This is a genomic window from Klebsiella sp. PK18 (assembly GCF_057784655.1).
In genome coordinates this window covers 3,780,300-3,804,301 of sequence record NZ_CM173493.1, presented here as the reverse complement: position 1 = coordinate 3,804,301, position 24,002 = coordinate 3,780,300, and the positions used below count along the sequence as shown (strand labels likewise).

The 24,002-nt window shown below is 58.2% G+C and carries 24 protein-coding genes and 1 riboswitch; of the genes, 11 read left to right on the top strand and 13 right to left on the bottom strand.

The features are described from left to right. Nucleotides 1-129 precede the first annotated feature (129 nt). The 4 genes from pmrB to yvcK all read right to left on the bottom strand — a co-directional run bounded on the left by pmrB (nt 130) and on the right by yvcK (nt 4,551). Entirely contained in the window at nt 130-1,227 is a 1,098-nt protein-coding gene (pmrB, locus tag AC3EMD_RS18570) for a two-component system sensor histidine kinase PmrB (protein ID WP_012968668.1), read from the bottom strand. A 3-nt stretch (nt 1,228-1,230) separates the two neighbouring features. Next, nucleotides 1,231-1,902: a two-component system response regulator PmrA gene (gene pmrA, locus AC3EMD_RS18565; protein WP_023297250.1), complete on the bottom strand. Its 672-nt coding sequence runs from the start codon at nt 1,900-1,902 to the stop codon at nt 1,231-1,233. Further along, nucleotides 1,902-3,542, bottom strand: a complete 1,641-nt coding sequence (gene eptA / locus AC3EMD_RS18560) for a phosphoethanolamine transferase EptA (protein ID WP_012542393.1) — start codon at nt 3,540-3,542, stop codon at nt 1,902-1,904. The genes pmrA and eptA overlap by 1 nt, the downstream gene beginning before the upstream one ends. Before the next feature lie 103 nt (nt 3,543-3,645). Next, nucleotides 3,646-4,551 carry a uridine diphosphate-N-acetylglucosamine-binding protein YvcK gene (yvcK, locus tag AC3EMD_RS18555; protein WP_008805745.1) on the bottom strand — a complete coding sequence of 302 codons (906 nt, stop codon included), beginning with the start codon at nt 4,549-4,551 and terminating at the stop codon, nt 3,646-3,648. Between the two features lie 208 nt (nt 4,552-4,759). Beyond that, nucleotides 4,760-4,898, top strand: a riboswitch (molybdenum cofactor riboswitch). On the opposite strand from yvcK, the gene moaA reads away from it, so the two are divergent. The 6 genes from moaA to AC3EMD_RS18525 all read left to right on the top strand — a co-directional run bounded on the left by moaA (nt 4,886) and on the right by AC3EMD_RS18525 (nt 8,348). Next, nucleotides 4,886-5,875, top strand: a complete 990-nt coding sequence (moaA, locus tag AC3EMD_RS18550) for a GTP 3',8-cyclase MoaA (protein WP_022065255.1) — start codon at nt 4,886-4,888, stop codon at nt 5,873-5,875. It overlaps the preceding riboswitch by 13 nt. 23 nt (nt 5,876-5,898) lie before the next feature. After that, nucleotides 5,899-6,411 (top strand): molybdenum cofactor biosynthesis protein B, encoded by a 513-nt coding sequence (gene moaB / locus AC3EMD_RS18545; protein WP_008805747.1) that lies wholly within the window; start codon nt 5,899-5,901, stop codon nt 6,409-6,411. A gap of 3 nt (nt 6,412-6,414) precedes the next feature. Then, nucleotides 6,415-6,903: a cyclic pyranopterin monophosphate synthase MoaC gene (gene moaC, locus AC3EMD_RS18540; RefSeq protein WP_008805748.1), complete on the top strand. Its 489-nt coding sequence runs from the start codon at nt 6,415-6,417 to the stop codon at nt 6,901-6,903. Next, nucleotides 6,896-7,144, top strand: a complete 249-nt coding sequence (moaD, locus tag AC3EMD_RS18535; protein ID WP_012968665.1) for a molybdopterin synthase sulfur carrier subunit — start codon at nt 6,896-6,898, stop codon at nt 7,142-7,144. Before moaC ends, moaD begins: the two co-directional genes overlap by 8 nt. 1 nt (nt 7,145) lies before the next feature. After that, nucleotides 7,146-7,598 carry a molybdopterin synthase catalytic subunit MoaE gene (moaE, locus tag AC3EMD_RS18530; protein WP_064170525.1) on the top strand — a complete coding sequence of 151 codons (453 nt, stop codon included), beginning with the start codon at nt 7,146-7,148 and terminating at the stop codon, nt 7,596-7,598. 45 nt (nt 7,599-7,643) lie between these two features. Then, complete coding sequence (locus AC3EMD_RS18525) at nt 7,644-8,348, top strand: Bax inhibitor-1/YccA family protein (RefSeq protein WP_004142079.1); 705 nt, start codon at nt 7,644-7,646, stop codon at nt 8,346-8,348. A gap of 1,036 nt (nt 8,349-9,384) precedes the next feature. Here AC3EMD_RS18525 and AC3EMD_RS18520 read toward each other — a convergent pair. Genes AC3EMD_RS18520 through AC3EMD_RS18510 form a run of 3 tightly spaced genes read right to left on the bottom strand, consistent with a single transcriptional unit; the run spans nt 9,385 to nt 12,349 of the window. After that, complete coding sequence (locus AC3EMD_RS18520) at nt 9,385-10,350, bottom strand: lysylphosphatidylglycerol synthase domain-containing protein (protein ID WP_023322254.1); 966 nt, start codon at nt 10,348-10,350, stop codon at nt 9,385-9,387. Beyond that, on the bottom strand, nt 10,347-11,591 hold the full coding sequence (clsB, locus tag AC3EMD_RS18515) for a cardiolipin synthase ClsB (protein WP_008805753.1): 1,245 nt from the start codon (nt 11,589-11,591) through the stop codon (nt 10,347-10,349). The genes AC3EMD_RS18520 and clsB overlap by 4 nt, the downstream gene beginning before the upstream one ends. Continuing rightward, nucleotides 11,588-12,349 (bottom strand): endonuclease/exonuclease/phosphatase family protein, encoded by a 762-nt coding sequence (locus tag AC3EMD_RS18510; RefSeq protein ID WP_302073636.1) that lies wholly within the window; start codon nt 12,347-12,349, stop codon nt 11,588-11,590. Before AC3EMD_RS18510 ends, clsB begins: the two co-directional genes overlap by 4 nt. A 131-nt stretch (nt 12,350-12,480) precedes the next feature. Between AC3EMD_RS18510 and AC3EMD_RS18505 the strand changes: the two genes are divergently transcribed. Continuing rightward, a complete protein-coding gene (locus AC3EMD_RS18505; RefSeq protein ID WP_012542390.1) occupies nt 12,481-12,891 on the top strand; it encodes a YbhQ family protein in 411 nt (136 codons plus the stop codon). Here the strand turns inward: AC3EMD_RS18505 and AC3EMD_RS18500 are convergent. The 6 genes from AC3EMD_RS18500 to AC3EMD_RS18475 all read right to left on the bottom strand — a co-directional run bounded on the left by AC3EMD_RS18500 (nt 12,853) and on the right by AC3EMD_RS18475 (nt 19,595). Further along, on the bottom strand, nt 12,853-13,959 hold the full coding sequence (locus AC3EMD_RS18500) for an ABC transporter permease (protein WP_012542389.1): 1,107 nt from the start codon (nt 13,957-13,959) through the stop codon (nt 12,853-12,855). The genes AC3EMD_RS18505 and AC3EMD_RS18500 overlap by 39 nt on opposite strands. 129 nt (nt 13,960-14,088) lie before the next feature. After that, nucleotides 14,089-15,222 carry an ABC transporter permease gene (locus AC3EMD_RS18495; RefSeq protein WP_008805757.1) on the bottom strand — a complete coding sequence of 378 codons (1,134 nt, stop codon included), beginning with the start codon at nt 15,220-15,222 and terminating at the stop codon, nt 14,089-14,091. Next, the gene (locus tag AC3EMD_RS18490) at nt 15,212-16,951 is read right to left on the bottom strand and encodes an ATP-binding cassette domain-containing protein (protein WP_302073635.1); all 1,740 of its coding nucleotides are present in this window, start codon (nt 16,949-16,951) and stop codon (nt 15,212-15,214) included. Before AC3EMD_RS18490 ends, AC3EMD_RS18495 begins: the two co-directional genes overlap by 11 nt. Next, nucleotides 16,944-17,939: a secretion protein HlyD gene (hlyD, locus tag AC3EMD_RS18485; RefSeq protein WP_008805759.1), complete on the bottom strand. Its 996-nt coding sequence runs from the start codon at nt 17,937-17,939 to the stop codon at nt 16,944-16,946. The genes AC3EMD_RS18490 and hlyD overlap by 8 nt, the downstream gene beginning before the upstream one ends. After that, a complete protein-coding gene (gene cecR, locus AC3EMD_RS18480; RefSeq protein ID WP_012542387.1) occupies nt 17,939-18,598 on the bottom strand; it encodes a transcriptional regulator CecR in 660 nt (219 codons plus the stop codon). The genes hlyD and cecR overlap by 1 nt, the downstream gene beginning before the upstream one ends. Before the next feature lie 73 nt (nt 18,599-18,671). After that, nucleotides 18,672-19,595 (bottom strand): LysR substrate-binding domain-containing protein, encoded by a 924-nt coding sequence (locus tag AC3EMD_RS18475; protein WP_012542386.1) that lies wholly within the window; start codon nt 19,593-19,595, stop codon nt 18,672-18,674. A 419-nt stretch (nt 19,596-20,014) separates the two neighbouring features. Between AC3EMD_RS18475 and AC3EMD_RS18470 the strand changes: the two genes are divergently transcribed. The 4 genes from AC3EMD_RS18470 to AC3EMD_RS18455 are packed head-to-tail and all read left to right on the top strand — an operon-like array spanning nt 20,015 to nt 23,997. Then, nucleotides 20,015-21,346, top strand: coding sequence for an MFS transporter (locus tag AC3EMD_RS18470; RefSeq protein WP_016160529.1), 1,332 nt, complete (start codon nt 20,015-20,017; stop codon nt 21,344-21,346). 50 nt (nt 21,347-21,396) lie between these two features. Beyond that, nucleotides 21,397-22,146 carry an SDR family NAD(P)-dependent oxidoreductase gene (locus AC3EMD_RS18465; protein ID WP_032735010.1) on the top strand — a complete coding sequence of 250 codons (750 nt, stop codon included), beginning with the start codon at nt 21,397-21,399 and terminating at the stop codon, nt 22,144-22,146. Nucleotides 22,147-22,159: 13 nt separating this feature from the next. Then, nucleotides 22,160-23,005, top strand: coding sequence for a transketolase (locus AC3EMD_RS18460; protein ID WP_016160531.1), 846 nt, complete (start codon nt 22,160-22,162; stop codon nt 23,003-23,005). Beyond that, on the top strand, nt 23,005-23,997 hold the full coding sequence (locus AC3EMD_RS18455; protein WP_213935519.1) for a transketolase family protein: 993 nt from the start codon (nt 23,005-23,007) through the stop codon (nt 23,995-23,997). Before AC3EMD_RS18460 ends, AC3EMD_RS18455 begins: the two co-directional genes overlap by 1 nt. Nucleotides 23,998-24,002 lie beyond the last annotated feature (5 nt).

Here is a 24,002-nt window from a genome sequence, read left to right as displayed (position 1 = left end):
TAATGTTTGCTTAATCTCGCCAGGCGACACTAACCTCCCCATGATGAGGATAGCGCCCATGCAAAAAATCAACTTCCGTGAATATCTGGCGGTCGCCACCGCCCTGGTTATTATTGTTGCCTTTTTCCATCAGTGGGTACTGACGTTCTGACCCGCGCGCCGCGGGAATAACACCCACGCGCGGACGCCGGGCCCCGGCTGGCGGTTGTGCAGGAAGAACTGGGCGTCATGCAGCTGAGCAATGCGCGTGACGATGCTCAGTCCGAGGCCTATGCCGCCGTAGCGACTGTCCATGCGCACAAACGCTTTACTGAGTTCGCCGCTTTTCGCCTCATCAATCCCTGGGCCTTCATCTTCCACCGCCATCACCGGCATCAGGCCCGCTTTCACCGACACGCGGATAGTTGACCCTTCCGGGCTGTAGCGGTGAGCATTCTCCACCAGATTGCGCAGGATCACACGGATTAACGTCGCGTCGCCAGAGACGATGGCCTCGCTTTCGACATCCGTCAGCAGCAGCCGCTGCTGACGCTGCGCCAGCATGGTCTCCAGCTCATCCTGCAGCGGTTTGACCACGTCATCCAGCAGCAGCACCTGCTGATAGCTGCCGGCGGAAAAAGACTGTCCGACGCGCGCCAGCTGCAGCAGCTGCGAAATGCTGGTGGTCATCTGGTCGAGGCGCTGGATCAGCGGGTCGACGCCCACGCCGTGCACTTTCGCCAGTAGTTCGAGGTGCAACCGCAGGCCGGCCAGCGGGGTACGTAGCTCATGCGCCACGTCGGCGGTAAACAGCCGCTCACGGTCGAGGGTCAGATTGAGACGGGAAACCAGCTGATTCAGGGCGGTGGTCACCGCCGTGACTTCGGGCACCGATTCGCTGAGCACGATGGGGGTGAGGTTGTCCGGCGTGCGGCTCTCCAGCTCGCTTTGCAGTCGGGAGAGCGGGCGGGTGATCTTGCGCACCGCCAGCATGCTGATATACAGCGCCAGGCCAACGATCAACAGGCTCGGCACCAGCAGGCTGGCGACCGCTTCCCGTACCTCATGCTCCACATGTTTCTGGTTATTGTGGCCTTCGATGGCGCTGGCCACCAGCAGCTGGATCTGCTCTTTGCTCTCATGCCATAGCCAGAAGACGCTGATCAGCTGGCAGACCACCAGGATGGCGCCAATGGTCAGCAGCAGCCGGTGGCGCATGGTCCAGGTTTCGGTTGCAAACAGAGCCATGGTCTATTCCGTGTCGATGTGGTTAGCCAGCATATAGCCAAAACCCCTGACGGTGCGGATCCGCGATTTGCCAATCTTTTCGCGCAGGTTATGAATATGCACCTCAAGGGTATTGGTCGCCGGCTCGTTGTCCCAGCTGTAGATGTCGTTGTAGAGGATTTCACGATGCACCGGGCTACCGGCTTTCATCATCAGCCGCGACAGCAGGGCATACTCTTTTGGCGTCAATTCCAGCGCCGCCTCACCCAGCCACACCAGGCGGCGGGTGACGTTGAGGCGCAGATCGCCGACGCTGATTTCGTTATCGCCCTGGTTATTATGCCGGCGGAGCAGGGCGCGAATGCGCGCATTCAGCTCTTCCAGGGCAAAGGGTTTCACCAGATAGTCATCCGCGCCGGTATCGAGACCGCTAATGCGATCCTCAAGCGTATCGCGGGCGGTGAGGATCAGCACCGGCTGGGTCATCTTCTCCCGCCGCATGCGGGTGAGAAAATGCAGACCGTCTTCATCCGGCAGGCCGAGGTCGAGTACGATCAGGCTGTAGTGATTGCTGGCCAACGATAGCGCCGCTTCGTGCGCTGTGGAGACGCCGTCGCATACGTATCCTTCACTTTGCATCGCCAGAATCAACCCCTGCAACAGCAGCGCATCGTCTTCAATGACTAAGATTTTCATCAACCAGCCTCTCTACATGGCGTTAAAATATCATCTGCTGCCTGGTACTCGTGGGTGCTGACGCCGAGCAGGCCGAGCAGGGTGGAGAACAGATTATCTTGTGAATAATCCTTCGTCTTGGCCTGTTGTTGCAAACACTGGCTGGAGACACCGTAACGTTGCTGGTAATCCGGCGACAGCCACAGCAGCATGGGCACGTGTTTTTGCGTATCCGGCGCAATTGAGTACGGCAGACCATGCAAATAGACGCCATCTTCACCCAGCGATTCGCCGTGGTCTGACAAATAAACCAGACTAGTGGTAAATTTATCCTGTTTGGATTGCAGTAATTTTATCGCTTTATCAACAACATAGTCGACATACAGAATGGTGTTGTCGTAGGTATTGGTCAACTGTTGTTGCGTACAACTTTGGATTTCATTGGTATCGCAGGTCGGGGTGAATTTTTTGAATTCAGCCGGATAGCGGTTGTAATAGGTCGGGCCGTGGCTGCCGATAGTATGCAGTACGATAATGCCATCCTGTTTCAGGTTGTCGATGTAACTGTCCAGATTATGGAACAGGACCTCATCGTAGCACTCGCCGTCGATGCACTGACCGCTGAGGTGCAGGTCGGTGACGTTCTGGTGCGGTACACGGTCACAGGCGCCTTTACAGCCACCGTCATTGTCGTTCCACAGCACCTGAACACCGGCGCGCTGCAGAATATCCAGGACGCCTTCCTGATGGTGCGCCAGTTCTTCATCGTAATGCGCGCGCGGCATATTGGAGAACATACAGGGGACGGAAACCGCAGTTGCCGTGCCGCAGGAGGTGGTTTTCGGGAAGTACACCACGTCGTCCTGTTGCAGGCGTGGGTTAGTCTCCCGATCGTAGCCGCCCAGCGAGAAGTTCCCGGCGCGTGAGGTTTCGCCCAGCACCACAATCGTCAGGTTTTTGCGGGGGCCGCTATGCATCACCGGTTTCTGCCTGGCATCTTCGCCAATCTTCACCAGCGGCAGATTGTCCATGCGGTTGTGCGCATACCACGAGTTCAGCGCCACAATGCTGTTGGAGGGACTCAGGGATTTCACCAGCTCTTTGTTGTTACGGAACACCGAGGCGTAATCTTTGTAGAACAGCGCGGCCACCAGAATAATCAGCAGCGCCGAAACGGCGATATTGAGCAGGCGCATCGCCGCGCCGCGCCACCGCGTGGCGGGCTTACGGATTTTCACCCACCAGGCGACGAATACCGCTAAAACCCCCGAGAGGCCGAGGACGGCGATCATTTCGCCGGAGAGCAGAGCAAAGCTCTCCGCTGGAGTGGTGTCGAGGATATTGGTGATCATGCTGCGGTCGATCACTACCCCGAAGTTCCAGATAAAGTACTGCGCCGACGCGCTGAGCAGAATAAACAGGCTGATGACCACCCGATCGAGCTTCAGGAACGAGGCGAGGGTGGTGATGATATTCATCACGCTAATGGCCACGATCGGCATACTGAGGAATACCAGCCAGTTATGCAGGCTGTTTACCGGCAGTAACGGGAAAACCTGGCGATAAAAAGCCAGGTTGAGAAAGATACCGATATAGCAAGCAAAGAGAATCAAATAAGTCGTGCGGCTGAAGAGCGGCCGACGCAGAGGCAATAACGACATAATACCTACCCACAGAAAGAGATAAGCGTATAGTGCCAGCCCTATTTTAAGACAACCTTAAGATTTTAAGGTGCACCGAAGGTTGGCCCTCCGGCGCGCAGCGTCAGCCAGGAAGCTGAATCGCCTTTTCCAGCGCGCCGCGAAGCAGCGCCCGATCATGGCGATAGGGCACGTCACTGGCCTCCAGCGGCGTCTGGATCACCAGCCGGTCGTTGATGCCACGGATATCGGCTTTTGGCCCGGCGATCACCGCATCCACCACCCGCTTACCCACATAGCGCTCCATAATCGCAATGCGTTCCGCCAGCGACAGCCTCGCCGCCGGGCTGTGCTCTTTGCCGAGGTTATCGATAAACACCATCGGCGCCGGGGTGCGGCGCAGCGCCTGGGCCATCTCGTCGAGCAGCAGGATCGGCAGCAGGCTGGTGTAAAAGCTGCCCGGGCCGATGAGGATCAGATCGGCTTCGGCGATCGCTTCCACCGCCTCGCGGGTGGCGGGTACCGGTGGGGTAAGCATCAGCTCCTGCGGTAGGTTGTCGAGCTGATCGATATTCACTTCGCCGTAAACTTCATGGCCTTCATGATCGAGCGCCATCAAATCCACCGGTTGTTCCGACATCGGGATAAGAAACGCGTCTACTTTGAGCAGGTTTCTGATTAAATTGATAGCTTCTAAAGGCCGCACGCTCAGGTGGTCCAGCGCCTTTAACATCAGATTCCCGAGGTTATGCCCGGAAAGTTCGCCATTACCGCTAAAACGATACTCGAACATCGCCGACGCCACGCTGGGCTCGGCAATTAACTGATTGATGCAGTTGCGCATATCGCCCCAGGCAATGCCGCCTTCCGAGCGGCGGATCCGCCCGGTGGAGCCCCCGTTGTCGGTGGTGGTGACAATGCCGGTCAGCCGCGAGCCGAGCGAGGAGAGGGAGGACATCACCCGGCCCAGACCATGCCCGCCGCCGAGCGCGACCACCCGATCGAGGTCAGCGAATGTACGATTGCGCATAGAAATTCCTTATTTCACATAAACGGCCACACACTACCCGATCTACCCCTAAAAGACGATGGGAGGAGCCCGACAAACTGACCGACATCAAGGCAAAAAAATGATTTATGGCTATTCTGTAGCGAAAATGCACGAAGGTAGCGATATATACAATGTTATATAACGAAATCGCAAATGGCGAAACCGTCCGTAACGCGCTACTATCGGCATAACCTGTTAACACTCTAGCCTCTTCGCCTGTGTCAAAAGATATGGCGGTTTGGCCGCGACTCCTCCGGGTGTCGCCAGGGCGTGGGAAGAAATGACCGCGCCTCCCGTATTTGGAAAGGTGTATATGGCCTCACAGCTTACCGATGCATTCGCGCGTAAGTTTTTTTACCTGCGTCTGTCGATTACCGATGTGTGCAACTTCCGTTGCACCTACTGCCTGCCGGACGGCTACAAACCCGGCGCCGTCAATAACAACGGCTTTCTCAGCGTAGACGAAGTGCGCCGCGTCACGCGCGCTTTCTCCGCGCTGGGCACCGAAAAAGTTCGCCTCACCGGTGGGGAACCCTCTCTGCGTCGCGACTTCACCGAAATCATTGCCGCGGTGCGTGAAAACCCGGCGATCCGTCAGATTGCGGTTACCACCAACGGTTACCGCCTGGCGCGCGATGTCGAACGCTGGCGCGATGCCGGGCTGACGGCGATTAACGTCAGCGTTGATAGCCTCGACGCCCGTCAATTTCATGCCATCACCGGCCAGGACAAGTTCCACCAGGTGATGGACGGCATTGATGCTGCTTTCGCCGCGGGCTTTGACAAGGTGAAGGTCAATACCGTGCTGATGCGTGATGTTAATCATCACCAGCTCGATACCTTTCTCGCGTGGATCCAACCCCGTCGTATTCAGCTGCGTTTTATTGAGCTGATGGAAACCGGAGAGGGCAGCGATCTGTTCCGCCGTCACCATCTCTCCGGCATGGTGCTGCGCGACGAGCTGCTGCGCCGCGGCTGGATCCACCAGATCCGCCAGCGCAGCGATGGCCCGGCGCAGGTCTTTTGTCACCCGGATTACGCCGGTGAAATCGGCCTCATCATGCCGTATGAAAAAGATTTCTGCGCCACCTGCAACCGTCTGCGCGTCTCATCCGTTGGCAAACTGCACCTGTGTCTGTTTGGCGAAGGCGGCGTCGACCTGCGCGACCTGATGGCTGAGGACGAGCAACAGGCCGAGCTGGAAGCGCGGATAGCCGAAGCCTTGACCCATAAAAAGCAGACCCATTTCCTGCATCAGGGCAACACCGGTATTACGCAGAACCTGTCCTATATTGGCGGTTAATCGTTTTAGAAAGGAGCATTCAGATGAGCCAGGCTAGCGCTGAGTTTATTCCGACCCGTATTGCTATTCTTACTGTTTCCAGCCGTCGTGGCGAAGAGGATGATACCTCCGGCCACTGGCTGCGCGAGGCGGCGCAGGAGGCGGGACACCATGTCGTCGATAAGGCGATTGTGAAAGAAAACCGCTACGCCATCCGCGCCCAGGTGTCGGCGTGGATCGCCAGCGATGACGTGCAGGTGGTGCTGATCACCGGCGGGACCGGGTTCACCGAGGGTGACCAGGCGCCGGAAGCGCTGCTGCCGCTGTTTGACCGTGAGGTCGAAGGCTTTGGCGAAGTGTTCCGCATGCTGTCGTTCGAAGAGATCGGCACCTCGACGCTGCAGTCCCGGGCCGTGGCCGGCGTCGCCAACCGCACGCTGATTTTTGCCATGCCGGGCTCGACCAAAGCCTGCCGCACGGCGTGGGACAACATCATTGCCCCGCAGCTGGATGCTCGCACCCGTCCGTGTAACTTCATTCCTCACCTGAAGAAATAATCTATGTCACAACTGACCCATATTAACGCCGCGGGCGAAGCCCATATGGTGGATGTCTCCGGCAAAGCGGAAACGGTGCGCGAAGCGCGCGCCGAGGCTTATGTCGAAATGCAGGCGGCGACGCTGGCGATGATTATCGACGGCAGCCACCACAAAGGCGATGTGTTCGCCACCGCGCGTATCGCCGGGATCCAGGCGGCAAAACGTACGTGGGAGCTGATCCCGCTGTGTCATCCGCTGATGCTGAGCAAAGTGGAAGTCAATCTGCAGGCGCAGCCGGAACATAACCGGGTGCGCATTGAGTCGCTCTGCCGTCTGACCGGTAAAACCGGCGTCGAGATGGAAGCATTAACCGCCGCCTCCGTTGCCGCGCTGACCATCTACGACATGTGCAAGGCGGTGCAAAAAGATATGGTCATTGGTCCGCTGCGCCTGCTGGCGAAAAGCGGCGGCAAGTCCGGCGATTTTAAGGTGGACGAACGCCATGATTAAGGTTCTGTTTTTCGCCCAGGTGCGCGAACTGGTCGGCACCGATGCCCTGACACTCGACGCCCGCGACCTGGCAACCGTCGAGGCCGTGCGCCAACAGCTTGCCGCCCGCGGCGACCGCTGGGCGCTGGCCCTGGAAGAGGGCAAGCTGCTGGCGGCAGTCAACCAGACGCTGACCGCGTTTGACCATCCTGTCGCCAGCGGTGACGAAGTGGCATTTTTCCCACCGGTTACCGGGGGCTAAGATGACGCAAACTCGTATCGTGGTTAGCCCGGCGCGCTTTTGCGTCGGCGATGAGTATCCGTGGCTGGCCGAGCGCGATGAAGACGGTGCGGTGGTCACCTTCACTGGTAAAGTGCGCAATCACAATCTTGGCGACAGCGTAAAAGCGCTGACCCTCGAGCACTATCCGGGGATGACCGAGAAATCACTGGCGGAAATTGTCAACCTGGCGCGCGAGCGCTGGCCGCTGGGCCGGGTGACGGTTATCCACCGCATCGGCGAAATGTGGCCGGGGGAAGAGATTGTGTTTGTCGGCGTCACCAGCGCCCACCGCGGCAGCGCCTTCGCCGCGGGCGAGTTTATTATGGACTACCTGAAAACCCGCGCGCCGTTCTGGAAGCGTGAGGCGACGCCGGAAGGGGAACGCTGGGTCGACGCCCGCGACAGCGATCGTCAGGCGGCAGAGCGCTGGTAGTGTGATACGCTTACAGGGTGAAACTTTGTTAATCAGGAGAGAGTCATGGACAGATATCCGCGTTCCGATTCAATCGTGCAGGGCCGTACCGGCCTGCAGACTTACATGGCGCAGGTATACGGCTGGATGACGGTCGGCCTGCTGCTGACGGCGTTTATCGCGTGGTTTGCGGCGAATACCCCGGCGGTGATGATGTTCGTCTTTTCGAGCAAAATCACTTTCTTCGGGCTGATTATTGCCCAGCTGGCGCTGGTGTTTGTGCTGTCGGGGATGGTGCAGCGGCTGAGCGCCGGGATGGCCACCACGCTGTTTATGCTCTACTCGGCGCTGACCGGGCTGACGCTGTCGAGCATTTTTATCGCCTATACCTACTCATCGATCGCCAGCACCTTTGTGGTCACCGGCGGGATGTTCGGGGCGATGAGCTTGTATGGTTACACCACGAAGCGCGATCTGAGCGGCTTCGGCAGCATGCTGTTTATGGGGCTGATTGGCATCGTGCTGGCATCGCTGGTCAACTTGTGGCTGAAGAGCGAGGCGCTGATGTGGGCGGTGACCTACATTGGGGTGGTGCTGTTTGTCGGCCTGACGGCGTATGACACCCAGAAGCTGAAAAACATCGGCGAGCAGATTGACACCCGCGACAGCGCCACGCTGCGTAAATACTCGATCCTCGGGGCCTTAACGCTGTACCTGGACTTTATCAACCTGTTCCTGATGCTGCTGCGTATTATGGGCAACCGCCGCTAACCTCTTAATATCAAAGAGTTGCATCTCCTAACGCCCGGTAAGAGCAGCGCCGCCGGGCGATATATCAGGCACGGTACCCGTGATTTTGCCGGGTGGCGGCTGCGCCTTACCCGGCCTACAGGATCCTCTCACAGGCTCACACCCCGTAGGCCCGTGCAAGCGCAGCGCCGCCGGGCGATGGCATCAGGCACGGTACCCGTGGTGCTGCCGGGTGGCGGGTGGCGCCTTACCCGGCCTACAGGATCCTCTCACAGGCTCACACCCCGTAGGCCCGAGCAAGCGCAGCGCCGCCGGGCGATGGCATCAGGCACGGTACCCGTGGTGCTGCCGGGTAGCGGCTGGCGCCTGACCCGGCCTACAGGAGCCTCTCACAGGCTCACACCCCGTAGGCCCGTGCAAGCCGCAGCGCCGCCGGGCGAGATTTCAGGCACGGTACCCGTGATGTTGCCGGGTGGCGGCTGGCGCCTTATCCGGCTTACGGTGCGTGCGACCTGTCGTTAATTTATTCACCTTTCTTGCTGAAACTGCCGGTGCTGACGGCCTCAAAATCGCTGAGACGTTCCCGGAAGGCCGGGGCAGCCCGCAGGGATGCGGGCTGAGGGCCGTGTTTTGCACGGACGCTGCCTCGGCCCGACCCGAAGCCTGCAGGGATAAGTCGAAGGCACCACGAAGTGGCGATTTTGCTGGCCGGAGCCCGGGGGTACAGGGGGCGGCGGCGACTGGCCGCCCCCTGTGCGCTCCCTGCGCCATAAGAGACATAACGCAGAAGACTAACCGGGAGCGCAAACTACGCTGAAGCCACAGATAATATAAACAACCACACCGCAGTGCTTCCCCTCACCCTGTCCCTCTCCCGGAGGGAGAGGGAACCGTCCGGCTGGCGTTTAGACCTGCCAAGCGCAGCGCCGCCGGGCAAGATATCAGGCACGGTACCCCTGGTATTGCCGGGTGGCGGCTGGCGCCTTACCCGGACTACAGGATCCTCTCACAGGCTCACACCCCGCAGGCCCGGCAAGCGCAGCGCGACCTGGCGGTGTCATTCGCGGGCCAGCTTACGCTGGTTCTTTTGCCGCAGCTTTTTCGCTCGACTCTCCAGCAGCAGATAAGCCACCGTCGCCAGCAGCAGCGGCAGGAAATAATAGAGCGCGCGCCAGGCGAGCAGGGCGGCGATAATCGCGCCCTTCGAAATCTCCTCTCCGGAGAGCATGGCGATAAACACCGCCTCCAGCACGCCGATACCGGCCGGAATATGAACGATCACCCCGGCGATACTGCTCACCAGCAGCACCCCTAATACCAGGAAATAGTTAATTTCGCTACCCAACAGCAGCCAGATTATCGCCCCCATCGCCATCCAGTTCGCCGCCGAAATCCCCATCTGCAGCAACGCGAAGCGCCAGGAGGGCAGCACCAGCCGCTGGCCTTTAATCGTCAGGTGACGGCGTTTGGCAAACGCGCAACCGAACAGATAGCAAAGCGTAAGGATCAGCATCACCCCACCGATAATGCGCAGAGTGGTCTGGCTGATGTACCAGTGCGGCGGCAGCTTCACCAGATCCGCCGTAAATATCACCCCACCGAGCAGGATATAGCCCAGCCAGTTGGTGGTAATGCTTAATGAAAAAATACGGGTGATGGTGCCGCCGTTGAGCCCCAGCCGCGAGTACAGCCGGTAGCGCATGCCGATCCCGCCGACCCAGGTGCTGAGCGTCAGGTTAAAGGCATAGCAGATAAACGACACCAGCATCACCTGGCGTTTCGCCAGCTTATGCCCACAATAGGCCCGGCCAAGCAGATCGTAGCAGCCGTAGATCAGATAGCTGACGATGACCAGCGCAATGGCGCTAAACAAGGCCAGCCGATCGTAGCCGCGGATCACCTTCCACACGTCCTGCCAGTCGACTTTTTGCGCGTAAATCACCAGCAGGACGATCACCGCGATAAAAAAGAGCACGGTAAGTACTCTTTTCGCCATCCGCCAGCGGGGATGCGATTTGCTCATAGCGGATTATCCCTGGTTTGTGAGTCGACACGATCCTGGGTTTCAATCTCCGGCTGCACCGGCGGGCTGACCCTGGCCAGCCGCGGCGTATGGGCTGGTAGCCAGCCGACCCACGCCGGGAAGTGGCGCAGAAAGTGGAAGGCCATCACGCTGACGCCCAGCCGCCACCAGTTGCGTTTCGGCAGCATCGTTTTATCGATCCGCTGGCAATCCCTGGCGATAAGCCCGTTAAGGTTATCGCGCAGCGTCTGGTTAAACACCCGGTCGTGGATAATCAGATTGGCTTCCAGATTCAGCGACAGGCTCAATGGATCCAGGTTGCTCGACCCGACGGTGGCCCAGTGGTCATCCGCCAGGGCGACCTTGCCATGCAGCGGACGGCGGCGATATTCGTAGATCTGCACCCCGCCCTTAACGAGATAGTGATAGAGCAGGTGGGCGCCAAACTTCACAATCGGAATATCCGGCTCGCCCTGGACGATCAGCTTGACCCGCACGCCGCGTCGCGCAGCGTTGCGCATCGCATGCAGCAGGCGGTAGCCGGGAAAGAAATAGGCGTTGGCAATGATCACCTCCCGGCGGGCGCTGGTGAGCATCTTCAGGTAGTGGCGTTCGATATCGTCGCGGTGATCCTGGTTGTCGCGCCAGATGAACAGCGCCTGCGCCTCGCCGGGAGTCTGGTTGATCTCTGGCTGGTGGCGACGGCGGCGCCACCAGCGGCGGGCGGTTTCGCTGTTGGGCAGGTTCTCCAGCTCGAACTGGAGAATATCAAGCACCACCGGCCCCTCGACCTGCACCGCATAATCCTGTTTCGCCTCCGGGCCGTAGTCGCTCATATGCTCGGCGGAGTAGTTGATGCCGCCGACAAAGGCGGTGGTGTCGTCAATCACCACGATTTTACGGTGCATCCGACGGAACAGGTTGGTGCGCATCCCCATCAGCTTAGGGCGCGGATCGTAGTAGCGAAAAATCACCCCGGCGGCGGTCAGTTCGCCGACAAACTCATCGCTGAGATCCGGCGAGCCGTAGCCGTCAAGCAGCACCTCCACCTGAATACCGCGGCGGGCGGCTTTCAGCAGCACCGCGTGCAGCCGCCAGCCCACCTCATCTTCAAACCAGATAAAGGATTCGAGGATCACCCGCCGGCTGGCGCGACCAATAGCCGCAAACAGCGCCGGATAGTACTGGTCGCCGTTCTCCAGTAGCGTAATGCGGTTGCCTTCCTGCCAACGACATTTCACAAGTGTATCTCCACGCTAAGGGGCGCATGATCGGACAGATGCCGCCATTGTTTGAGGGCCAGCGCCTTCGGGTGGCTGGCGTGGGCGTTTTTGACATAAATACGATCGAGGCGCAGCAGCGGAAAACTGACCGGAAACGTACGCGCCGGCCGTCCGCGGGCGCGGGTAAAGATCTCTTCCAGCCCGGCTTGCGCTTTTAACGGCTGATTCGCCTGCTGACGCCAGTCGTTAAAATCCCCGGCCACCACCACCGGCTCACCGGCGGGGAGGGTATTGACCCATTCTGCCAGCATGGTCAACTGCGCCTGCCGTTGGCCGGCGCGTAAACCCAGGTGAACGCAGATCACATGGATCGTCACGCCGCTCTCTGGCGGCACGATGCGGCAGTAAAGCAGACCGCGTTTCTCGCCGTTGCCGACTGAAATATCCCGATTTTCATAGTATTCAATGGGAAAGCGCGACAGTACGGCATTGCCGTGGTGGCCTTCCGGATAGACTGCGTTGCGCCCGTAGGCGTAATCGCTCCACATGGTGTCGGCGAGAAATTCATAATGGGTGGTATCTGGCCAGTTCTCGATGTGCAGCGGGTGAACCTCGTGAGCGCCCATCACTTCCTGCAGGCAAACAATATCCGCGCTGACGCTGCGCACGGCGTCGCGCAACTCGGGCAAAATAAAACGCCGATTAAACGCCGTAAAGCCTTTATGGGTGTTAATTGTCAGCACGTTCAACGAAAATCCCGACGTTGGCTCAGCCATAATTCTCCAGTAAATGTCACTTTCCTGAATAAAATAGTGTAGTAGACGTCACAAAAAGATGCGGTGTTACGGAATTTTCCGTAAAGTGCGGTACTCTGAGTAGCAGAGAAAAATCCTTCAGGAGAGAAGCCATGAAGTGGCAACAACGTGTACGCGTCGCAACAGGTCTTAGTTGCTGGCAGATTATGTTGCATCTACTGGTCGTGGCAGTGCTGGTGATGGGATGGATGAGCGGCGCGCTGGTGCGCGTCGGATTGGGGCTGTGCGTCCTCTATAGCGTCACGCTGCTGGCGATGCTGTTTTTGCAGCGTCACCACGAGGCGCGCTGGCGCGATGTGGGAGACTTCCTTGAGGAGCTCACCACCACCTGGTACTTTGGCGCGGCCATGATAGCGCTGTGGCTGCTGTCGCGCGTGCTGCACAACAACCTGCTGCTGGCCCTCGCCGGGCTGGTGATACTGGCAGGCCCGGCGGTGGTCTCGCTGCTGGCGAAAGATAAAAAACTACGCAATCTTTCTTCGGAACATCGCATACGCCGCTGAGCCGGTGGTGGCCGCTATGACCAGTAGCGGCCACAAACTTCCCCACACAATCTTCAGACTCGCATCCTTCAGATAAATTTGCTTGGTGATATCGGTAAAATGGCGGATCGGGTTTATCCAGGTCAGATCCTGCAGCCACTGCGGCATATTTTCCACCGGTGAAACGTAGCCCGAAAGCAGGATCGCCGGCATCATAAAGACGAACACGCCGATAAACGCCTGCTGCTGGGTGGCGCACAGCGATGAAATCAATAAACCGAAGCCCACCAGCGATAAGCCATAAATCACCATCGTGAAATAGAACAGCAGCAGCGAGCCGGCAAACGGGATCTGATAGGCCCAGATACCAATCGCCAGCACGATAGTCGCCTGCAGGGTGGCGACGATCAGCGCCGGCACTGCTTTGCCAACGAAGATTTGCCAGGTGGCGAGGGGCGAGACCAGCAGCTGATCGAGGGTACCCTGTTCGCGCTCACGGGCCACCGACAACGACGTCACGATCATCACTCCGATGGTGGTGATCATGGCGATAAGCGACGGCACCACGAACCACTTATAGTCGAGATTCGGGTTGTACCAGTTGCGCACCACCAGTTCGCTGTTGTTCGGCTTCGCTTTCCCCTCCAGCAGCTCCTGCTGATAGTTTTTTACGATCTGCTGCAGGTAGTTGGCGGCGATTTGCGCGCTGTTGGAGTTGCGCCCGTCGAGCAGGAGCTGCAGCGGGGCGGTTTGATAGTTGTCGAGATTACGCGAGAAATCCGCCGGGAAGCGTACCACCAGCAGGGCTTTTTGTTCATCGATGGTCGGCTGGATCGCTTGCGGGCTTTTCAGCAACAGGACGTGGGTAAAGGCTTTGGCGCGGGCGAAGCGCTGAGTGAGTTCCACCGCGTGGCGGCCGCTGTCTTCGTTGTAGATGGCGATGGTGGCGTTGGTCACCTCCAGCGTCGCGGCAAAGGGAAACAACAATACCTGAATCAGCACCGGCATGATTAAAATTGCCCGCGTTTGCGGCTCGCGCAGCAGCGACTGCAGCTCTTTGCGGATCAATGTCCATAAACGGTGAAACATAATTGCTCCTTTGGCCCATTCAACCACGCCGGGCGGCACTGCGTTTGCCCGGCCTGGGGGATCGGCGAACCGTATAATCGATGTTGGTTAAACCGTAGGCCCGGTCAGCGCAGCGCCACCGGGCAAAACCTAATCCAGACGCCGCTTGGTTTTTAACCACGTCAGGCCGATAAACATCACCGCCGACGCAATCAAAAACAGCACATTCACCAGCAGCACCACCGGAATATTGCCCGCCAGAAACAGGCTTTGCAGGGTGTTGACGAAATAGCGCGCCGGGATCACGTAGGTCACCGCGCGGATCACCGCCGGCATACTGTCTATCTGGAAAATAAACCCGGACAGCATAATCGACGGTAAAAACGCGGCATTCAGCGCCACCTGCGCGGCGTTAAACTGGTTGCGGGTAATGGTTGAGATCAGCAGCCCCATCCCCAGGGTGCTGAGCAAAAACAGACTGGTGATGACAAACAGGATCGGCAGCGAGCCGCGATAGGGCACGCCGAGAATAAATACCGACACCAGCATACAGAGCAACATCGCCAGCATGCCGAGGAAATAGTAGGGAATGAGCTTGCATAGCAGCAGTTCGGCGCGGGTGATCTCCGTCGACAGCAGCGCCTCCATGGTGCCGCGCTCCCATTCGCGCGCCACCACCAGCGAGGTCAGGATCGCGCCGACCACGGTCATGATGATGGTAATTGCGCCGGGGATAATAAAGTGCTGGCTAATAGCCGCCGGGTTAAACCAGTAGCGCATCTGCACGTCGATCAGCGGTTCAAAGGTTTCGCCGCGGTCTTCCGCCCGCTGCTGCTGCCAGATCTGCCAGATACCTTCCACGTAGCCCTGAGCGAAGTTGGCGGTATTGGGCTCGCTGCCGTCGGTGATGAGCTGCAGCGGTGCGTCGGCGCCGGCGCGGGCCATCTGGCGGTCGAAGTCCACCGGAATGACCACCATGGCGCGGATGCGCCCGGCCTGCATCATTTGAATCAGTTGCTGGCGATTATCGCTGACCGTGGCGTCGATATAGGGCGAGCCGGTCATGGTATGGACGAAATCCAGCGCCTCTTCGCTCTGTTGCTCCAGCAATACGCCGACCCGCAGTTTGCTGGAGTCGAGGTTAATGCCATAGCCGAAGATAAACAGCAGGAGTAGCGGGATCACCACCGCGATCAGCCAGCTGCTGGGATCGCGGACGATCTGCCGGGTCTCTTTCACGCACAGGGCGCGGACCCGCCGCCAGGAGAGAATGCTATTGCTCATGGCTATTCTCCTTATCCCAGCGGTTAATCAGGGTAATGAACGCCTGCTCCATGGTCGGGTCCGTCTGGCTGTCATCCGCTGCCTGGGCCTTCAGCGCGTCCGGGGTGCCGCTGGCGATAAGTTTACCGTGGTAAACCAGCCCGATACGGTCGCAGTATTCCGCCTCATCCATAAAGTGGGTGGTCACCATCACCGTCACCCCTTTATCGACCATGCTGTTGATATGCAGCCAGAACTCGCGGCGGGTGATGGGGTCGACGCCGGAGGTCGGTTCATCGAGAAACAGAATATCGGGCTCATGCATCAGCGAGCAGGCCAGCGCCAGCCGCTGCTTGTAGCCGAGCGGCAGCTCGTCGGCGGCGTGACGGGCGATACTTTTCAGGCCAAAGGCATCGCTCATTCGGGCGATTTTTTCATTTTGCGCCCGGCCGCGCAGGCCATAGACGCCGGAGAAAAAGCGCAGGTTCTGCTCGACGCTGAGGTTGCCGTACAGCGAAAATTTTTGCGCCATATAGCCCAGATGTTGGCGCGCCTTGCCAGAGCTGACCTTAAGATCCATCCCCAGAACCAGCGCTTTGCCGGAGGTGGGCACCAGCAGGCCGCACATCATTTTGAAGGTGGTGGATTTCCCGGCGCCGTTGGGGCCGAGCAGGCCGAAAATTTCACCGCGCTTAACCTGGAAATCGACGTGGTCGGTAGCGGCGAAATCACCAAACTTTTTCGTTAACGACTGGGCTTCAATGACCGTTTCGTCTTTGCTGCCGTCAACACGATGGATAATCGCTCCCAACGGCGATTCGGCGGTTCCCGCTCCGCCGAGCAGATCGATAAACGCATCTTCAAAGCGCGGCGCGGTGTCGGCCACCTGCAGCGGCGGCATGTCGCCATGCTGCTGGACTTCCTCAATGCGGGCGTCCTTTTTCAGGATCAGGCGCACCGATTTGCCCTGGATCACGCCATCGCTGACCTGCGGCAGTTTCAGCGCCCGCTGCAGCAGACGGCGGTTGTTTTCCTGTGGGCTGGAGACGAGGAAACTGCGCCCGGCCATGGTTTGCGTCAGCGCCGTCGGCTCACCCTGGTAGAGCAGTTTGCCTTCGTTCATCAGCAGCACGTCGCGGCATTGTTCCGCTTCATCGAGATAGGAGGTGCTCCACAGGATCAGCATGCCTTCGCCGGCCAGCTCGTGCACCATCTGCCACAGCTCGCGGCGCGAGATAGGGTCGACGCCGACGCCGGGCTCATCCAGCAGCAGTACTTTCGGGTCGCCCACCAGGGTACAGGCGAGCCCCAGCTTTTGCTTCATGCCGCCGGAAAGCTTGCCTGCCAGCCGTTCGGTGAACGGGCCAAGGGAGGTGAACTCCAGCAGACGGTCGAAAATTTTCTTCCGCGCCTCGCCGGTGACGCTGCGCAGGTCGGCGTACAGGGTCAGGTTTTCCATCACCGTCAGATCTTCATACAGGCCGAACTTCTGCGGCATATAGCCGAGCACCGCGTGCAGAGCGCTGTCGTCTTTTAGCGGGTCGAAGCCGATCACGCTGGCGCGGCCCTCATCAGGCTTGAGCAAACCGGCCAGCATTCGCATCAGGGTGGTTTTCCCCGCGCCGTCGGGCCCCACCAGCCCGGTGACGTAGCCGGCGTGGATCGTGCAGGTGAGCGGCGCCACCGCTGGCCTGTCCATTCCGGGAAAACGGCGGCTCAGACCGTTTAAGGCAATGATGGCCTCACTCATGTCCGTTCCCGTGGTTAAAGGAGACGGTCACCGGCATCCCCTGGCGCAGGGCGCCGTCGGCATCGTTCACCACAATACGCAGACGATAAACGAGGTCGGTACGCAGATCCGGCGTTTCAACGGTCTTCGGCGTGAATTCAGCGCTTGGCGAGACAAAGCCGATTTTGCCGTGATAGGGCTTATCCGGCCGGCTATCGGTATACAGCAGCACTTCACGTCCCGGCTGCGCCTGACCAAGGTTTTTTTCGTCAACATAGGCGCGGACCCATACCGGATGGGTTAACGACAGCGTCAGTACGGTGCCGCCGGCGTTGAGCATGGTGCCGGGCTCGACGGCACGGGTCATCAGCGTACCGTCGGAAGGGGCGGTGAGCACGGTATCGTGCAGGTCCAGTTTGGCCTGGGCCAGCGCCGCCTGCGCCTGTTCCAGACTGGCTTTGGCCTGGGCAATTTCCTGCGGGCGGTTACCGGCGCGGTACTGACGCAGTTTGTCCTGCGCTGATTTGAGCGTTGCCTGCGCCTGGTCGCGCGAGGAACGGGCATTCTCCAGATCGTTGGCGGAAATCGCGCTGCTGGCGCGCAGCCCGAGCTGGCGCTGATAAAAGTTTTGCGCATAGTCGTAAGCGGCCTGCGCCTGTTTCACCGCCGCTGCGGCCTGGGCAATCTCTTCCGCGCGGTAGCCGGCCATCATCAGGTCATACTGCGCCTGGGCGGTAGAGACGTTGGCCTGGGCCTGCAGCAGGGCATTTTCATACGGCGCGCGATCAAGCTCGCCGAGAGTTTGCCCGGCGCGGATGCTGTCGCCTTCGTCGACGGTCAGCGAAGCCAGTCTGCCGCCGACGCGGAAGCTCATGTTGACGGTGCGGATATCGACATTGCCATACAGGGTCAGCGGCTGCTGCCGGCTGCTCTGGTACCACCACCAGCCGCCGCCCAGCGCGGCGAGAAGAATCACGATCAACAGAATGACGACGACGGGTTTTTTCATCAGCCCAAACTCCTTTGCGATAACCCTTGCAGAATGAAATCGATATGACAGGTAATGACCTCGAAAATCTGTTCGGTCTTTTGCGCGTCAAACTGCGTCCAGCCGGTGCGCAGCAGGATGGTTTCACGCCCAAGACGGAAAGCCAGCACCTCGCCCAGCAGGGCGTGGGTGTGGAGGATCATTTGCGTATCACCGGCATCGCGGCCTGTCCAGGCGGCAATCAGCCGGGTGAGATAGTGGTGCAGGGGGGCGATCACCTGCTGGTGGATCAGATGGTAGGCGGCGGTCGGCGCCAGCTGCTCACGGGAAATGAATTTGCTTAAGTTGACCGTATCATCCTGGGTCAGCAGCAGGATCATGTTATGGCAGGCGTTGAGAATGAGGGCGCGTATTGCCTGGCGATCCGGCGACTTCCCGGCGAGCAGGGCCTCCGCCGCTTCGGCCTGTGGGCGAAAATTGTCGCCGATAAAATCGGCGATCCATTGGGCACAGGCGAGATATAAGTCGTCTTTCGAGCCAAAATAATAGGTGATAGCGGCGATATTCTGCCCGGCCTGGGCGGCGATATCGCGGGTGGTGGCATGCTGACCATACTCGCCAAACTGGGCGATAGCGGCCGCGATAAGCTGATTTTTTGCCTGTTCGCCTTTACTAGTCATCGCGCTCGGTAAAAGTTAATCAATCGATTGATTAACTTTAGGCCTCGATCGGCGGTTTGTCCACCAGCCGGGATCAAATATGGAACCCTTCCTCTTTCAGCTCCCCGGCGACCCAGGCGAAGAAACGCTGGACCTTCTCCTTCTGTTCATTGGCATGGGGAAGAACGAAGTGGTGCGCGCCGACCGGCATACTCCGCTCGTCGTCAAATACCGGCGTCAGCTGCCCCTGACGCACGTGCCCGCCGGCCAGCAGATTGCTTTCGAGGATCACGCCCATCCCCATTCTGGCCGCCTCGATGCTCATGTACGACCGGTCGAAATTAAAAATGAAGTTTTTATGCCAGCCGCGGACCTTGTGCCACGACAGCCAACTGCTCCAGTTAATTAAGGTGCTGTCGGAGTGGATCAGATCGCAGGCCAGCAGATCTTCCACCGCATGCACAGGATGGCTGGCTAAATAAGACGCTGCGCTGTAGGGCAAGACGCACTCATTTTTAATGGTTCTGACCAACAGCGTTGGCCACTGTGATAGCCCGTGACGAATATCGATATCAATATTATCCCGGGAGAACTGGATGCTTTCGTAGGAACAGGTCAGGCTGATTTTTAACTCCGGCCACGCCTGGCGAAATTTATCCAGGCGAGGCATCAACCACAGCAGGCCGAAGCTCGGCGCCGAGTGAATACGTAAATAATCCTGATGGATATCGTTGATCACCTGGCTGGTGGCCTGGCCAATCATATTCAGCGCCCCGGAGACCTCTTTGAGATATTTTTCTCCCACCGCCGTTAACATGACGCCTTTACTGCTGCGGGAGAACAGTTTTTTCCCCAGAAAGTGCTCCAGGCTGGCTATCTGATGGCTGACCGCCGAGGCGGTAATATTGAGATTCTCTGCGGCCAGGTTGAGGCTGCCGGTAGCGGCGACTTCAATAAAGGCCTGGATATTGCGTAAAGAGGGCATCGGCAAATTTTTATTGGGCAGCGGTTGACTCATGGCAGCATCCTGGGCAGGGCGTTTCTAAAAGAAAATAGCGAACAGCGTGGCGCAGTCGTGATAGCCAGCATAGGGAAAAGGAAAAAAATGATTTTAATTTGTGATGGGCTTAACAATTTATCTCGTTAAAAGCGCGCGTGTCAGTAAAGACTAAAAATTTGCGGGAAGTCACTAACTCAATTTTTCTCAATCATAATTGAGGTTTTTTGAATACCGTTTCATTTTGGGGTTGTTATATTCCTCTCACAGGCCTGATCACAAACGGCGATGCTTTGAGATCGCCATTATAAAACACCTAACCACCTGTTTAGCTGAGCGAAAAGATATTTATCTTTTGCTGCTGTATGGAAAGTGAAAACGCGGTGATCCGAAGCGGCAACGGGCAGCGAAGTGGATGAGGTATAAGATGAGGAAACCCTATGTCACGTATAGATACACTAGTCTGTACTGACGCCAGGAAAACGAAATATCGTTTCGTGGTTTTGACGATGATTTTCCTGGTGTATGCCATCAATTACGCCGACAGAACCAATATTGGCGCGGTTCTGCCGTTTATCATTGATGAGTTTCATATCAATAATTTTGAAGCCGGGGCCATCGCCAGTATGTTTTTCCTCGGCTATGCGGTAAGCCAGATCCCGGCCGGTTTTTTCATCGCCAAACGCGGTACCCGGGGGCTGGTTTCGCTGTCCATTTTCGGCTTCTCCGCCTTTACCTGGCTGATGGGCACGGTGAGCTCCGTGTTTGGCCTGAAGCTGGTGCGGCTGGGACTGGGGCTAAGCGAAGGGCCTTGCCCGGTGGGGCTGGCTTCCACCATAAATAACTGGTTTCCACCAAAAGAGAAAGCCACAGCAACCGGCGTTTACATCGCGGCGACCATGTTTGCGCCGATTATTGTCCCGCCGCTGGCGGTGTGGATTGCGGTGACCTGGGGCTGGCGGTGGGTCTTTTTCTCCTTCGCGATACCCGGGATTGTGGCAGCGATAGCCTGGTATCTATTGGTGAAGTCAAAGCCATCAGAAAGCGGATTTGTTTCACAAAGTGAACTGGCAGAGATTAATGCCGGGCGTGAAAGTCATAATAATAGCGTACGCGAAAATATATTAATTGCCGATCGATTCACCTGGCTGGATAAAATCATTCGGGTAAAGAAGATGGCGCCAATTGATACGGCGAAAGGCTTATTCACCTCAAAAAATATTCTCGGTGACTGCCTGGCGTATTTTATGATGGTTAGCGTGCTGTACGGATTATTAACCTGGATCCCGCTGTACTTAGTCAAAGAGCGTGGCTTTGATGTAATGAGTATGGGTTTCGTGGCCAGTATGCCGTGCATCGGCGGCTTTATTGGCGCGATTGGCGGCGGGTGGATTTCAGATAAAGTCCTGGGCCGCCGACGTAAACCCACCATGATGTTTACTGCCGTGTCAACGGTGGTCATGATGTTAATTATGCTGAATATCCCGGCAAGCACCCTGGCGGTCTGTATTGGATTATTTTTTGTCGGTTTTTGTTTGAATATCGGCTGGCCGGCTTTTACCGCCTACGGTATGGCCGTTTCGGACAGCAAAACCTATCCAATCGCCTCTTCCATAATTAATAGCGGCGGCAACTTCGGTGGATTTGTCGCGCCGATGGCAGCCGGTTTCTTACTTGATAAAACCGGGAGTTTTAATTCTGTATTTACCTATTTTGGTATCTGCGCCGCCATTGGTTTGGTGGTGATTCTTTTCCTCGATGAACCACAATAACGGAAATATATCCTGTTAATTAATATGACGTAATGTCATGGAGTGAAACTATGTTATTAGAAGATAAAGTCGCCATTATTACTGGCGCGGCCTCCGCTCGCGGTTTGGGTTTCGCCACCGCGAAATTATTCGCCGACAACGGCGCGAAAGTGGTCATTATCGACCTCAATGGTGAAGCCAGCAAAACCGCGGCGGCGGCATTAGGCGAAGGCCATCTCGGCCTGGCGGCGAACGTCTCCGACGAAGTGCAGGTGCAGGCGGCCATCGAACAAATTCTGGCGAAATATGGCCGGGTTGATGTGCTGGTGAATAACGCCGGGATTACCCAACCGCTGAAGCTGATGGATATCAAGCGCGCCAATTATGACGCAGTACTTGATGTCAGCCTGCGCGGCACGCTGCTGATGTCGCAGGCGGTTATTCCCACCATGCGGGCGCAAAAATCCGGCAGCATCGTCTGCATCTCGTCCGTTTCCGCCCAGCGCGGCGGCGGTATCTTCGGCGGCCCGCACTACAGCGCGGCAAAAGCCGGGGTGCTGGGTCTGGCGCGGGCGATGGCGCGCGAGCTTGGCCCGGATAACGTCCGCGTTAACTGCATCACCCCGGGGCTGATTCAGACCGACATTACCGCCGGCAAGCTGACCGACGACATGACGGCCAACATTCTTGCCGGGATCCCGATGAATCGCCTCGGAGACGCGGTAGACATCGCGCGCGCCGCGCTGTTCCTCGGCAGCGACCTCTCTTCCTACTCCACCGGTATTACCCTGGACGTTAACGGCGGCATGTTAATTCACTAAGCGAGGCAAACAGATGAAGATGACCGAATCACAAAAAGTCGCCGCGGCGGCATGGCGTATTCGCCGTTACGCCCTGCAAATGGGGGAAGTGCAGGGGCAGGGCTATATCGGCCAGGCGCTGGGCTATGCCGATGTGCTGGCCACCGCCTTCAGCCACGCCATGACCTATCGTCCGGAAGATCCCGAGTGGGAGGGGCGCGATCGCTTCCTGCTCTCTCATGGCCATTACGCTATCGCTTATTATGCCGCGCTGCTGGAGGCGGGCATTATCCCGGAAGCCGAGCTGGAAACTTACGGCTCCGACGACAGCCGCCTGCCGATGTCCGGCATGGCGACCTACACCCCAGGCATGGAGATGTCCGGCGGTTCGCTGGGACAGGGGCTGTCCATTGCCGTCGGCATGGCGCTTGGGCTGCGGCAGAAACAGAGCACGGCCTGGGTCTACAACTCCATGTCCGATGGGGAGCTGGACGAAGGGTCGACCTGGGAAGCGGCGATGTCGGCGGCTCACTATGGCCTGAGCAACCTGATTAACCTGGTCGACGTCAACAAACAGCAGGCCGACGGCGATTCACGCAAAATCCTCGGCTTTGAGCCGCTGCATGAAAAATGGGCCGCCTTCGGCTGGTACGTACAGCGCGTGGACGGTAACGATCTGCCGGCGGTGATGGCCGCCTTTGACAACGCGAAAAGTTATTCCGGCAACCAGCCGCGGGTCATTTTATGCGACACGCTGATGGGCAAAGGTGTGCCGTTCCTCGAAACCCGCGATAAAAACCATTTTATTCGCGTCGATGCCGACGAATGGCAAAAAGCGATTGCGGTGCTGGATGCTAACAAACCAGAAGGAGTGCTGTAATGAGCCAGAGTCAACCCCGTTTAAAAACGTCGGCGATGATCGCCTCGATTGCCGATGAGGGCCAGGCGACCATCTCTGCGCCCTTCGGCGTCGCGCTGTCAAAACTGGCGGCGCAGCGTCCGGAAATCGTCGGCATGACCGCGGACCTGTCAAAATATACCGATCTGCATATTTTCGCCCAGGCCTTCCCGGATCGTTTCTTCCAGATGGGCATGGCCGAGCAGCTGCTGATGGCGGCGGCGGGGGGAATGGCGAAGGAGGGATTTATTCCTTTCGCCACCACCTATGCCGCCTTTGCAACCCGTCGCGCCTATGATTTTATTCATCAGGTCATCGCTGAAGAGCATCTGAACGTGAAGATCTGCGCGGCGCTGCCGGGCCTGACGACCGGTTATGGCCCCAGCCATCAGGCCACTGAAGATCTGGCGATTATGCGCGGTATCCCCGGCATGGTCATCGTCGATCCTTGCGATGCGCTGGAGATAGAGCAGGCGGTGCCGGCCATTGCCGATCACCAGGGGCCGGTGTATATGCGCCTGCTGCGCGGTAAGGTGCCGCTGGTGCTGGATAAATACGACTATCAGTTCGAACTGGGTAAAGCAAAGCTGCTGGAGGACGGCAACGATGTGCTGATCATCTCCTCCGGGCTGATGACCATGCGCGCGCTGGAGGCGGTTGAAAAGCTGCGGGCCGATAACATCAGCGTGGCGGTCCTGCACGTGCCGACCATCAAACCGCTGGATGAAAAAGCGATTATTGAACAGGCGTCGAAGCCAGGTCGTCTGGTGGTGACTGCGGAAAACCACACCGCGGTCGGCGGCCTGGGGGAGGCGGTGGCCGCGCTGTTGATGCGTAAGGGTATGCGCTGTGAGCTGGATACTGTGGGGCTGCCCGACGCGTTCCTGTTAGCCGGCGCGCTGCCGACCCTTCACGATCGCTACGGCATCTCCACCGCGAAGATCGTTGAAAAACTTAAGTATCGTCTGCGTTAATCGCT

Bases quoted from the DNA above. Each gene is read 5' to 3' on its own strand.
- pmrB (WP_012968668.1), bottom strand. From the start codon at position 1,227: ATGGCTCTGTTTGCAACCGAAACCTGGACCATGCGCCACCGGCTGCTG.
- pmrA (WP_023297250.1), bottom strand. From the start codon at position 1,902: ATGAAAATCTTAGTCATTGAAGACGATGCGCTGCTGTTGCAGGGGTTG.
- eptA (WP_012542393.1), bottom strand. From the start codon at position 3,542: ATGTCGTTATTGCCTCTGCGTCGGCCGCTCTTCAGCCGCACGACTTAT.
- yvcK (WP_008805745.1), bottom strand. From the start codon at position 4,551: ATGCGCAATCGTACATTCGCTGACCTCGATCGGGTGGTCGCGCTCGGC.
- moaA (WP_022065255.1), top strand. From the start codon at position 4,886: ATGGCCTCACAGCTTACCGATGCATTCGCGCGTAAGTTTTTTTACCTG.
- moaB (WP_008805747.1), top strand. From the start codon at position 5,899: ATGAGCCAGGCTAGCGCTGAGTTTATTCCGACCCGTATTGCTATTCTT.
- moaC (WP_008805748.1), top strand. From the start codon at position 6,415: ATGTCACAACTGACCCATATTAACGCCGCGGGCGAAGCCCATATGGTG.
- moaD (WP_012968665.1), top strand. From the start codon at position 6,896: ATGATTAAGGTTCTGTTTTTCGCCCAGGTGCGCGAACTGGTCGGCACC.
- moaE (WP_064170525.1), top strand. From the start codon at position 7,146: ATGACGCAAACTCGTATCGTGGTTAGCCCGGCGCGCTTTTGCGTCGGC.
- AC3EMD_RS18525 (WP_004142079.1), top strand. From the start codon at position 7,644: ATGGACAGATATCCGCGTTCCGATTCAATCGTGCAGGGCCGTACCGGC.
- AC3EMD_RS18520 (WP_023322254.1), bottom strand. From the start codon at position 10,350: ATGAGCAAATCGCATCCCCGCTGGCGGATGGCGAAAAGAGTACTTACC.
- AC3EMD_RS18510 (WP_302073636.1), bottom strand. From the start codon at position 12,349: ATGGCTGAGCCAACGTCGGGATTTTCGTTGAACGTGCTGACAATTAAC.
- AC3EMD_RS18505 (WP_012542390.1), top strand. From the start codon at position 12,481: ATGAAGTGGCAACAACGTGTACGCGTCGCAACAGGTCTTAGTTGCTGG.
- AC3EMD_RS18500 (WP_012542389.1), bottom strand. From the start codon at position 13,959: ATGTTTCACCGTTTATGGACATTGATCCGCAAAGAGCTGCAGTCGCTG.
- AC3EMD_RS18495 (WP_008805757.1), bottom strand. From the start codon at position 15,222: ATGAGCAATAGCATTCTCTCCTGGCGGCGGGTCCGCGCCCTGTGCGTG.
- AC3EMD_RS18490 (WP_302073635.1), bottom strand. From the start codon at position 16,951: ATGAGTGAGGCCATCATTGCCTTAAACGGTCTGAGCCGCCGTTTTCCC.
- hlyD (WP_008805759.1), bottom strand. From the start codon at position 17,939: ATGAAAAAACCCGTCGTCGTCATTCTGTTGATCGTGATTCTTCTCGCC.
- cecR (WP_012542387.1), bottom strand. From the start codon at position 18,598: ATGACTAGTAAAGGCGAACAGGCAAAAAATCAGCTTATCGCGGCCGCT.
- AC3EMD_RS18475 (WP_012542386.1), bottom strand. From the start codon at position 19,595: ATGAGTCAACCGCTGCCCAATAAAAATTTGCCGATGCCCTCTTTACGC.
- AC3EMD_RS18470 (WP_016160529.1), top strand. From the start codon at position 20,015: ATGTCACGTATAGATACACTAGTCTGTACTGACGCCAGGAAAACGAAA.
- AC3EMD_RS18465 (WP_032735010.1), top strand. From the start codon at position 21,397: ATGTTATTAGAAGATAAAGTCGCCATTATTACTGGCGCGGCCTCCGCT.
- AC3EMD_RS18460 (WP_016160531.1), top strand. From the start codon at position 22,160: ATGAAGATGACCGAATCACAAAAAGTCGCCGCGGCGGCATGGCGTATT.
- AC3EMD_RS18455 (WP_213935519.1), top strand. From the start codon at position 23,005: ATGAGCCAGAGTCAACCCCGTTTAAAAACGTCGGCGATGATCGCCTCG.